This window comes from Streptococcus sp. 2018110 (genome assembly GCF_019754115.1).
Taxonomy (GTDB): Bacteria; Bacillota; Bacilli; order Lactobacillales; family Streptococcaceae; genus Streptococcus; species Streptococcus hashimotonensis.
Map to the genome: position 1 here is coordinate 1 of NZ_JAIJZO010000031.1, position 11,239 is coordinate 11,239.

The 11,239-nt window shown below is 36.4% G+C and carries 11 protein-coding genes and 3 pseudogenes; 5 read left to right on the forward strand and 9 right to left on the reverse strand.

Annotated elements, in window-relative coordinates:
- The 3 genes and pseudogenes from K5Q34_RS11260 to msr(D) form a co-directional block, all read left to right on the forward strand.
- Positions 1-67 (forward strand): annotated as a pseudogene (locus tag K5Q34_RS11260) (site-specific recombinase); the annotation flags it as partial.
- A gap of 386 nt (positions 68-453) precedes the next feature.
- Complete coding sequence (gene mef(A) / locus K5Q34_RS11265) at positions 454-1,671, forward strand: macrolide efflux MFS transporter Mef(A) (RefSeq protein WP_014636304.1); 1,218 nt, start codon at positions 454-456, stop codon at positions 1,669-1,671.
- Between the two features lie 119 nt (positions 1,672-1,790).
- The gene (gene msr(D) / locus K5Q34_RS11270) at positions 1,791-3,254 is read left to right on the forward strand and encodes an ABC-F type ribosomal protection protein Msr(D) (RefSeq protein ID WP_161513004.1); all 1,464 of its coding nucleotides are present in this window, start codon (positions 1,791-1,793) and stop codon (positions 3,252-3,254) included.
- Positions 3,255-3,371: 117 nt separating this feature from the next.
- On the opposite strand, the gene K5Q34_RS11275 is transcribed toward msr(D), so the two are convergent.
- The 8 genes and pseudogenes from K5Q34_RS11275 to K5Q34_RS11305 all read right to left on the reverse strand — a co-directional run bounded on the left by K5Q34_RS11275 (position 3,372) and on the right by K5Q34_RS11305 (position 7,243).
- Entirely contained in the window at positions 3,372-3,671 is a 300-nt protein-coding gene (locus tag K5Q34_RS11275) for a DUF5960 family protein (RefSeq protein ID WP_018374804.1), read from the reverse strand.
- Entirely contained in the window at positions 3,658-4,026 is a 369-nt protein-coding gene (locus tag K5Q34_RS11280; RefSeq protein ID WP_221865029.1) for a hypothetical protein, read from the reverse strand. Before K5Q34_RS11280 ends, K5Q34_RS11275 begins: the two co-directional genes overlap by 14 nt.
- Positions 4,023-5,147, reverse strand: a pseudogene (locus K5Q34_RS11285) (DNA polymerase thumb domain-containing protein); the annotation flags it as partial. The gene K5Q34_RS11280 and the pseudogene K5Q34_RS11285, both read right to left, overlap by 4 nt.
- 55 nt (positions 5,148-5,202) lie before the next feature.
- Entirely contained in the window at positions 5,203-5,883 is a 681-nt protein-coding gene (locus K5Q34_RS11290; RefSeq protein ID WP_000191454.1) for an IS6-like element ISEnfa1 family transposase, read from the reverse strand.
- Between the two features lie 72 nt (positions 5,884-5,955).
- Positions 5,956-6,201 (reverse strand): annotated as a pseudogene (locus K5Q34_RS11295) (DNA polymerase); the annotation flags it as partial.
- A 4-nt stretch (positions 6,202-6,205) separates the two neighbouring features.
- Complete coding sequence (locus tag K5Q34_RS11890; protein ID WP_260619457.1) at positions 6,206-6,334, reverse strand: hypothetical protein; 129 nt, start codon at positions 6,332-6,334, stop codon at positions 6,206-6,208.
- Positions 6,324-6,551, reverse strand: a complete 228-nt coding sequence (locus K5Q34_RS11300; protein WP_221865030.1) for a hypothetical protein — start codon at positions 6,549-6,551, stop codon at positions 6,324-6,326. The genes K5Q34_RS11890 and K5Q34_RS11300 overlap by 11 nt, the downstream gene beginning before the upstream one ends.
- A 2-nt stretch (positions 6,552-6,553) precedes the next feature.
- Positions 6,554-7,243 (reverse strand): XRE family transcriptional regulator, encoded by a 690-nt coding sequence (locus K5Q34_RS11305; protein WP_221865031.1) that lies wholly within the window; start codon positions 7,241-7,243, stop codon positions 6,554-6,556.
- 287 nt (positions 7,244-7,530) lie between these two features.
- Between K5Q34_RS11305 and K5Q34_RS11310 the strand changes: the two genes are divergently transcribed.
- Both K5Q34_RS11310 and K5Q34_RS11315 read left to right on the forward strand, forming a co-directional pair.
- Positions 7,531-9,354 (forward strand): ImmA/IrrE family metallo-endopeptidase, encoded by a 1,824-nt coding sequence (locus K5Q34_RS11310; RefSeq protein WP_221865032.1) that lies wholly within the window; start codon positions 7,531-7,533, stop codon positions 9,352-9,354.
- A 333-nt stretch (positions 9,355-9,687) separates the two neighbouring features.
- A complete protein-coding gene (locus tag K5Q34_RS11315; protein WP_221865033.1) occupies positions 9,688-10,257 on the forward strand; it encodes a hypothetical protein in 570 nt (189 codons plus the stop codon).
- A 38-nt stretch (positions 10,258-10,295) separates the two neighbouring features.
- Here K5Q34_RS11315 and K5Q34_RS11320 read toward each other — a convergent pair.
- On the reverse strand, positions 10,296-11,239 hold a 944-nt coding region (locus K5Q34_RS11320), incomplete at its 5' end, for a DNA polymerase (RefSeq protein ID WP_253214121.1).

Genomic DNA, 11,239 nt, shown 5'->3' on the forward strand with positions numbered 1-11,239 from the left:
GAGCGTTACAGTCTATGAAGAACACTTCGTCATATCCTTTAAATCTGGCATCGAATTGGAAGTATGAGACTCATTCCATAACTTTTATATTGAACATATCATCTTGTTGTGTTATACTATAAATTGATATAAACAAAGATGTAGGAGGAACCGAAACTATGACAGCCTCAATGCGTTTAAGATAAGCTGGCAATAAGAAAAGCAGAATCTATACCCGATGATAGGCTTTTTTGTTGTGCTTATTTATACGATATTGAGCATTCATTAGTTACGGTGAGGATATTGGTTATTTAACTATACCTTTATTTAACTATGTCTTTAATATGAATGTTTCCAAATTGTATGTATGCAGACCAAAAGCCACATTGTGGATTTAGGCCTGCATTTTTTTATTGCCTATAATGCTATTCAAAATAGAAATTTAAGCAAAATAATATGCAGGAGATAATATAAATGGAAAAATACAACAATTGGAAACTTAAGTTTTATACAATATGGGCAGGGCAAGCAGTATCATTAATCACTAGTGCCATCTTGCAAATGGCGATTATTTTTTACCTTACAGAAAAAACTGGATCCGCGATGGTCTTGTCTATGGCTTCACTATTAGGTTTTTTACCCTATGCGGTCTTTGGACCTGCAATTGGTGTGCTAGTGGATCGTCATGATAGGAAGAAGATAATGATTGGTGCTGATTTAATTATCGCAGCAGCTGGTTCGGTGCTTACTATTGTTGCATTCTATATGGAGCTACCTGTCTGGATGGTTATGATAGTATTGTTTATCCGTAGCATTGGAACAGCTTTTCACACCCCGGCTCTCAATGCGGTTACGCCACTTTTAGTACCAGAAGAACAGCTTACGAAATGTGCAGGCTATAGTCAGTCTTTGCAGTCTATAAGCTATATTGTTAGTCCGGCGGTTGCAGCACTCTTATACTCCGTTTGGGAACTAAATGCTATTATTGCCATCGATGTATTGGGTGCTGTGATTGCATCTATTACGGTAGCAATTGTACGTATACCTAAGCTGGGTAATCAAGTGCAAAGTTTAGAACCAAATTTCATAAGAGAGATGAAAGAAGGAGTTGTGGTTCTGAGACAAAACAAAGGATTGTTTGCCTTATTACTCTTAGGAACACTATATACTTTTGTTTATATGCCAATCAATGCACTATTTCCTTTAATAAGCATGGAACACTTTAATGGAACGCCTGTGCATATTTCTATTACGGAAATTTCCTTTGCATTTGGGATGCTAGCAGGAGGCTTATTATTAGGAAGATTAGGGGGCTTCGAAAAGCATGTATTACTAATAACAAGTTCATTTTTTATAATGGGGACCAGTTTAGCCGTTTCGGGAATACTTCCTCCAAATGGATTTGTAATATTCGTAGTTTGCTGTGCAATAATGGGGCTTTCGGTGCCATTTTATAGCGGTGTGCAAACAGCTCTTTTTCAGGAGAAAATTAAGCCTGAATATTTAGGACGTGTATTTTCTTTGACCGGAAGTATCATGTCACTTGCTATGCCAATTGGGTTAATTCTTTCTGCACTCTTTGCTGATAGAATCGGTGTAAATCATTGGTTTTTACTATCAGGTATTTTAATTATTTGCATTGCAATAGTTTGCCCAATGATAAATGAGATTAGAAAATTAGATTTAAAATAAACAATATTGGAGGGATATTTATGTATCTTATTTTCATGTAATTCTTCCTGCTAAAATCGCAGGGTTTTTCCTGCGTACAAGCAAATGAAAGCATGCGATTATAGACAGGAGGAAATGTTATGGAATTAATATTAAAAGCAAAAGACATTCGTGTGGAATTCAAAGGACACGATGTTTTAGATATAAATGAATTAGAAGTATATGATTATGACCGTATTGGTTTAGTAGGAGCAAATGGTGCAGGAAAAAGCACTTTATTCAAGGTACTTTTAGGAGAATTAATTCCCCCAGGATGTAAAATGAATCATCTGGGTGAACTTGCCTATATTCCCCAGTTGGACGAAGTAACTCTGCAGGAGGAAAAAGATTTTGCGCTTGTAGGCAAGCTAGGTGTTGAGCAATTAAATATACAGACCATGAGCGGTGGTGAAGAAACAAGGCTTAAAATAGCACAGGCCTTATCGGCACAGGTTCATGGTATTTTAGCGGATGAACCTACGAGCCATTTAGACCGTGAAGGAATTGATTTTCTAATAGGACAGCTAAAATATTTTACAGGTGCACTGTTAGTTATTAGCCATGACCGCTATTTTCTTGATGAAATAGTAGATAAAATATGGGAACTGAAAGATGGCAAAATCACTGAGTATTGGGGAAACTATTCTGATTATCTTCGTCAGAAAGAGGAAGAACGTAAGAGACAAGCTGCAGAATACGAACAATTTATTGCGGAACGTGCTCGATTGGAAAGGGCTGCGGAGGAAAAGCGAAAACAGGCTCGTAAAATAGAACAGAAGGCAAAAGGTTCTTCAAAGAAAAAAAGTACTGAAGGCGGAGGGCGTTTAGCTCATCAAAAATCAATAGGAAGTAAGGAAAAAAAGATGCATAATGCCGCTAAATCCCTAGAGAACAGGATTGCGGCATTAGGAAAAGTAGAAGCTCCGGAAGGCATTCGCAGAATTCGTTTCAGGCAAAGTAAAGCATTGGAGCTCCATAATCCATACCCTATAGTCGGTGCGGAAATTAATAAAGTATTTGGGGATAAGGCACTGTTTGAAAATGCATCTTTTCAAATTCCGCTAGGAGCAAAAGTGGCGTTAACTGGTGGTAATGGAACCGGGAAAACAACTTTAATCCAAATGATCTTAAACCATGAAGAAGGAATTTCTATTTCACCTAAGGCAAAAATAGGTTACTTTGCACAGAATGGTTACAAGTACAACAGTAATCAGAAAGTTATGGAGTTTATGCAGAAGGATTGTGATTACAATATATCAGAAATTCGTTCTGTGCTAGCATCTATGGGGTTCAAACAGAACGATATTGGAAAAAGTTTATCTGTTTTAAGCGGTGGAGAAATTATAAAATTGTTGCTTGCTAAAATGCTTATGGGTAGATATAACATCCTAATAATGGATGAACCCAGTAACTTCCTTGACATACCAAGTTTAGAGGCTTTGGAAATACTAATGAAGGAGTACACCGGAACTATCGTGTTTATTACCCACGATAAACGATTACTCGAAAATGTAGCTGATGTAGTTTATGAAATTAGAGATAAGAAAATAAATATGAAACATTAAATTTAAGGTAGTCGCTGGTCAGTATAGTCTGTTCTGGCTGGCGACTCCATTGTTAAAGAGTATAAAGACTTTAGATTTTATGAAGATTAAAAATAGGAACAGTCAATTGAACTGCTCCTATTTTTCTGCTAAATATGTTGTAGTTTTCTTATATGTATAATGATAGATTAGTGGATTCTCATCTACGGTGCTTACGTCGAAAATGAAGAAGTGATCACGGTTATCTCTAGTCTTTTCCTTATTGAGGACAAAGTAATTCTTATGAGAAGTTGCCATTGTTTTGAGGATATCATCGGTCAGGAAGGTCAATGGAATATTCATATTGGAGTAGCGATAAAAGTCACGTTCAAAATCTTGGTAGCTCTCGCTGTAATAGTCCATTTGTAGGTGATTACGCTGAAACTCAAGCTGATTCATAAAGTACCTCCTCAACAAGTTCGATACTCATAATATCTTTCAATTTCAAATTGATGTGACCTGTTGTAGTTTTTATCAAAATGAAATCTTTGGTCAGACTTGGTATTGTTCCAGTGTAGGAAACACGCTTGTTTTTTTCAATCACTTGAATGCGCGTGTTTAGTTGGCTAGCGTATACTTGACTGAGGAGTAATAATTTCTTCTCTAGTGATAAGTCAGACATGTACGTTACTTTGTTTGTATCATCAGAGAGTGCTGATGTATGCTCAGATAGGAAAAAGCCCATCCATTTTTGCATCTTAGTATCCTGGTACTCTCTTGCTGATTGAAATGGTAAGTATGAACGGTCAATCATTTTAATCCCTCCAATCCACCAGCGGAATGACCGCCGATAAGTTTACTGCGTTCAATATTTCTGGAACCTTCAGTTAGGACGGTTCCTTTTTGTATGGCTAAAAAGCCAAACTGTTCTCTGACAACATCAATAGCTGTCTGAAGTCTATTATCTTTTTCAATTTGTTCTACATCATCAAAGAGTGATAGTAGAGTATAACTTTCATCTACGAAGCCACTATAAGATACACCAATTTGTCTCACTGCACCAGAGGTGTATTTTTTTCGGAATAATTCTAGTACATGACCAACCATTGTTTTTGGAAGATTTGCGGGTTCAATTTTTTTCTGAGCATTTATAGATTTTTTCATCTCAGTCCTAGAATAGCCAATATGGATTGAAACAACAGTTGCTTTCTTATGGGCTGAACGCAGTCGATTAGCAACCTGGTCAGCCATTTCAGCTAATACGATTTCAATTTCCCTTTGGGTTCTGTAATCTCTAGGAAGTACTTGTGAGTTACCCAATCCTCGTGATTTTGGTTTATAGGGTTCATGGACGTTACTCTCATCAACTCCATTGGAGTGAAACCAAAGTTGAACACCGACTTTACCGAATTCTTTTTTGAGAATATCAGGATTGAAATTAGCCAGTTCTTTGATTGAATGAATACCAAGTTTTTGTAAATGAATCTCGGTTTTACTACCAATCCCCCAAAAGTCTGTTAAATTTGGAATGGCCCATACCTTGGTTTCTACATCTTCGTATGACCAGTTAGCTCTCATTGTAGCAGTTTTCTTAGCTTCATTATCTAGAGCTAGTTTAGCTAGAAGAGGATTGGAATTGCTCATTCCAACAGTTGAAATAATACCTGTTTTACGATAAATATCTCTCTGAATCATAGCCGAAATATTATCTAACTTATCTTTCCTTGACATTGACTTATCAGAAATAAAGTAAGAGAGTGAGCTAGTAAGGTCAATAAAGCCTTCATCGATTGAATAGGGGAGAATGTCATCTGGAGCAGCATAGTCTTGAAAGATATGCTGAATCTCTAGATTCTTCTCAATATATCTGTCCATTCGAGGAGGAACGATGAGTGTACGCTTTGCCCAGTGTTCAATAAACGATTTATACTTTGGTGGGTTCTGTTGCAAAGTCTCAAAAAGGTCATTAGTTTTTCAAGATGATTCTTATTTAAGCAGGGATTCCTAATAGTCCTTTGATTTCTGTACAGACGGAAAAGCCAAAAAGAGACCCTTCTTTTCGGCTTTTTTTATAAATTCCTCGAATCGCTTCCATGCCTTTAATCGTGGTTGAGGCTGTTCGCAAACTTTGGTAAAATTTGTTTCTTCGCTTAATTGGACGATGGTCTTGTTCAATCAGATTATTCAGATACTTGATTGTTCGATGTTCTGTTGTTATATACAGTCCATTTTTCTGAAGCTTTCTGAAGGCACTCTTAATAGAGGGTGCTTTATCCGTTACTAGAACCTTTGGTTCTCCAAACTGGTTCTTCAGTCGTTTTAGAAAAGCATACGCAGCCTGTGTGTCGCGCTTTTTCCGTAACCAGATATCTAAGGTTAAGCCATCTACATCGATAGCGCGATATAAATAATGCCACTTTCCTTTAATTTTGATATAAGTCTCGTCCATTTTCCATGAATAAAAGGACTGTTTGTTTTTCTTTTTCCAAATTTGATAAAGAATCTTTCCGTATTCTTGCACCCAACGGTAAATTGTGGTGTGACAAACGTGAATTCCTCGGTCATACAGAATTTCCTGCACTTCACGATAACTCAGGTTGTACCGAAGATAGTAGCCGACGGCTACGATAATCACGTCTTTTTGAAATTGTTTTCCTTTGAACTGAGTCATCTTCATTCCTCCAAGCTATCTTTTTCAATTATTTTACCTCAAAATGAGCTTATCGGAAACTTTGCAACAGAACCGAGTGTTTATGTCAAATGGCAAGTCGTAGGAACGACCTACATTTGCTTTTCCGAAGACTTTCTTAAACATAGGAGAAGAAGCGAGAATCAATCCTGCCGAGTTGTCTGCACGGCTCATGACACACAGTGATGTGTAGAGCGGATGCAAACCTCTATCTACACATTCTACCGAAGCGTAGAAGGACTTCATATCGAGGAAGGCTATGTCACTTTGAGGTTCAATAGAATAGTCGATATAGCCCATAGGATTATCTCCTTTTAAGTTTTTCTAGCTCTTCGATAAGTTCACCGATGTAGTCAGTGATGTCGTATTCAAATTTATCAGGGATGAAGATAATACGTTCGTCTTTGATGTAAATCATTTCTTTAACATTCATTGGTGTTGTCATCCTCCTCGGTCATAGCAATTAAAATAGAATTTTCTAACAAAAAAGCGTAAGGATAGATTTTAGCATCCTCATTTTGAGGAATAAGAATTTCATCGAATCCTTCATTTTCTAGTCGTTCCTCGAAGTTGTCCATATTGAAAATTTCGACTTTACAGTCCGGATTGAAACCATACGTCCCAAGTTCTAAAATATCCTTTAGCTTCATGACTATACTCCCTCTACAGGCATGAAGTGGCCTACAACTAGACCAACAATTTTTGGTTCATCCTCATAAGGGATGAACTTCTCTGGATAGTTCTTATTCAGTGAAACCATTCTAAATCCATCCTCATCACGGTAGAGTTTTTTGATATAAACTGAGTCATTCCATGAAAATGCATATACAGCCCCGTCATAGTCGAAACCGTTAGAGCGTATAAGTGCGACTTCACCGCTCTTATAGACAGGCTCCATAGAATCTCCCTCGATCCATGCTGCAATATCGTAGCCGTATTGTTCCTCATCGGAGTAGACAGTTTCAGTTTCAAACTCGTCAAAGAATCCTTCTCCCAGGCCAGCAGATAATTGAATATCTGATAGTACCTGTACTGAAAAGAGTGGAATGACGTTTGAAGTTTGTTGGGATAGAAGAAGCTCCTCAACATAGTCCTCTGCCTTTAGCTGGTTACCGGGAGTTAACTGAAGATAATTATTGACAATATTGTATTCAGATTCAAAATAGGTGACCGGGACATCTAGGATTTTGGCGAGAGCAGTAAGGTTTTTTTGATTCGGGGTGGACTTTCCTGACTCCCACTTATTGTATGAAGCTCTATTAATACCTAATTTATTGGCAATTTCAGACTGATTAAATTTTCTCTCAATTCTTTTTTCTTTAAGACGAATTCCAGAAAACATGACGCACCACCTTTGTTGCTTTATTATGCAACAATTATATCAAAAATATCAAACTTTGCAACAAAAGAACATTCAGATGTAAAATCTGCTTAGTATTCATCCATTATATATGTAAAATATATCGTTTGATCAATCGTTTTTCTGATTTTAGTAGTTTAATCATATCTAAAGTAACATTAGCACAAATTTTCTTGTAATAGAATAATACGCTGATTTTTTTAACAATTTTTGATATAATATTCTCAACATTATGTTGCATTATAAAGCAACGAAATTGAGGTTGTAAGATGCCAATTACAGAATATATTAAAAGAAAATTTATAAGTCAAATTAAGTCAGATATTCATAGTAATATTTTATTGGATATTAAAGCTAAGATAGAAAACAGTGTTGAGAGTTGGCAAGTGTTCTCAAAAGAACTTCCAAACATAAAATATATTAAAGTTACTCCGTTTCAAAAGGATTATCGAACTATTCGATTATTAGTTAATGTGACTTCAGAAACACATTTCGAGTTTATTTGTAAAGAGCAGACAGAGATAAGAGATATCCAAAGAAAACATATGATTGAATATTTGTTATTCTTTGATGATGAAGTCATAATGTCACTAGTAGAAATTGGTGAACTTCGAAAAGTAAAGTTTGATAGTGAAACACAGCTAGACTCAACGTTACTTCCCTATATGTATCAAACAAAGTACGAGGAAGAAGCAGAACAATTTTTGAATACCTTTTATAGTTCTGCATTGAAGTTACCGCAACCTATTGACCCTCTAATTGCGATAAATAGCCTTGGACTGACATTGCTGGAAAGCCCCTTAAGCCCTGATGGTAGCATTCGTGGTCAAAGTCATTTTAGGTCAGAACTAGCTAGGGTATATGACCATACTTACAATTCTTACAAAAGTTTAGTTGTTTCTGAAGGAACGGTGATTTATGATGCAAGTAAATTTGTGAAAGGGAATAAAAACCTAACACTCATTCATGAGGCATATCATCACTATAGACATCGACCTCACATAATGATGAAGGAATTTTTACTTTCGCAAGATGATTATAAACGCAGAGATAAGGATTTTAAGAACGCTAGAATGTGGATAGAAAAACAAGCGAAAGTTATTCCACCTAGAATTTTGATGCCAAGAAGTACTTTTTGTAAAAAAGCATTAGAATTAATTACTGAGATTGCAGAAAATAACAAACGTACTGGAATGCTAGATATTCTTCAAATTACTATTGAAGAGTTGGCAGATTTTTTCCATGTCTCAAAACAGTCAGCAAGAGTAAGATTGATTGAATTAGGATTTGATGAAGTTCGTGGAGTTTTGGAATTTGTAGATGGTCGATATGTTAACAATTATGCTTTTAATAAACTAAAAGTAAATCACAATCAGACTCTAACTATTTCTGAACAGCAAATGTTTGATTTATATGTCTCCGATAGTAATTTTAGAGAATTGATTGATTCTAAATGTTATATCTATGTTGATGGACATGTGGTTATTAATAGTCCAGAAGTAGTATGGTACTTCATGCAACACCCTTTTATTTCATCAGCAGCTCTAGAGAAGCTCGATGAGTATGCGATAATATTTGATGTAAAGCGCAGGGAATATGAGGATGTTGGGTTTGAAGAAGATTTTACTTTATATCTGCTACATCCTAGTTCTTATAAATTTGAGATTTCATACAAACATGGCATTGAATATTCAATTGATGAAAGAAAGCTTGAAGTTGAAACGGAGCAACGAAATCGTGAATTTACATTGTTTAGACAATTGCCTAATGACTTCACTGAAGCAATGAATAAGGTAAAAGATTATCAAGAGGAAACTTTTCCTAAAATTGCAGAAGCAGTAGATTCCAGTGAATCAACGATTAAACGACTGTTTAAAGGAACGGGTGGTAGTTTACAGCTCTTTGTATTGGTATTAGTGTATCTTGAGCTACCTGATTTTATAAATCAGCATCTGTTATCGCTCTCAAACTTTAAAATAAAAAATGGTGATAGAGAAGATATGGCTTACCAATACCTGCTTAACCATTTCCAAGGACAATCTGTAGCGGCTGCAAAACAATTTTTAACAAAAAGGGGAATATCTATCAAGTAATCGTGTCACAATGTTGACACGATTTTTATATTATTTCTGTGATATTTTCTGTGTTTTAGGGAGAAAATTGCATAATAGCAAGGTTTTGACCGTGTCAGAATCTTGCTATTTTCTTTTTTATTTTCCATGAGATACTAGACTAAAAGTAATCTCATACCATGATTTGCTACTGATCATAGCGAACCTCAAAGTTATGACTTGAGAGTGCATTGTCAGTCTGTGAGGTTAGCTGACCGATAACATAGAGGAAAGTAACTATGCGGTCAAGAATATTTTTTGCATGCCTTGATTTGTCATGTGTGCTTTCGGTATTAACTGGAAAGCCAATCAATCATGACAATCAACGTCAACTTTTTCAACTACTGCCAAGCTCAATCTTCATCAACTGGAGTACAACCAACTGAGGGTGAAGTACTAGCTCCCATGTTCGTACAGGATTATTACATGTCCTCACACCATTCTGGTTTGTTACGTGGTACGTTTCGTCAATGTCGAATTATGGGTATTCCAATATTAACTGCCTTTGTTCCAGTCGCAGAAGAGGAATATGAACAGATGGTCTGGTGGTATAATAACTCAGTTAATGATTATCTCAAAGATTTTCGTAAGCCAAGTAAAAATGCCCCTAAGATTTCATCTTGGGAAGCATTCACAGAGAAACAAGATTTACCAGTTATCGATGATGGGATTGAGCTTTATCTATTCATGGATCAATTTGAGTTTTTGAAATCAAAACTTGCAGAATCAAACTTTCAAGCACCAGAAATTTTGGAAATGCTATTTGATGGTTATGAGTATAAGGAAATCTTTGAAAAACTAGGAGTACAGAAATCTGCAGGCTATAAAAAAGTCAATAATACTAAGAAAGAAGGGATTGAGCTTTACAAAGAATTAAATAAATAGCAGAATCGCCATCTCAATTGTGAGGTGGCGATTTTTTACTAATCTTTCTGATAGAATAAGCATTCGTATCCGTCGGCACGAAGGTTAATATCAGACAACCAATCTGGTGCAATCCCCATTAATGATGCAATCTCATCAAGTTTTTGTTCCCTTGAACATTCGATTATTACTTCATCGTGTACATGGCCTACAATTTTAAACTCTTTCAGTTGCTTCAAAGAGTAAGCAAGGATGTCACGGCTGATAGCTTGTACAATGTTTTCTACAAATTTTGGACCGTAACTTGCTAACCTCTCCCAACGTTTGGCAGTTCCAGTCCCTTCGTAGGTGACAGATTCCCCTCCGAATTGGTTCTCTCCAATTCTTGGTTTGATATATGATAGTTTACGACCAGATGGGAGTGTAATGAATAGAATGCCGCTTTTTACTTCAAATTGAATACCGTTAATAGATGTTGGAATTAGTTCCTTTACAGCAGTCTTTACAGCATTATCGACATCCCACCATAGGAGAACGATATTCGGATTAGCTAGTCGCCATGAGTTTACTAGTGGTTGGAGTTCTTCCTCAGTTAGTCCCATATCAATGGCACCCATGGCTTTGAGTGCACCGACTGAACCACCATAGCCACAAGCAAGCTCCGCAATTTTCCCTTTTTGTCTCAATTCAGAATTTTGTCCATGTTTTTCAACTGGTACTCCAAACATCTGAGAAGCGGACATACAGTAGATGTCTTTCCCTTGTTCAAATACCTTACTACGCCATCTCTCTCCAGCTAAGTGGGAGAGTACACGAGCTTCGATAGCTGAAAAGTCGCAAACAATGAATTTCTTTCCTTTACTTGGGACAAAGGCAGTTCGGATAAGTTGAGATAAGGTATCTTGTGTGTCGTAGAGTAGCTCAGTAGCTTCTAAGTCACCTGTTCTGAAAAGTTCTCTAGCTTCCTCTAGGTCAGGAAGATGGTTCTGTGGTAAATTCTGAA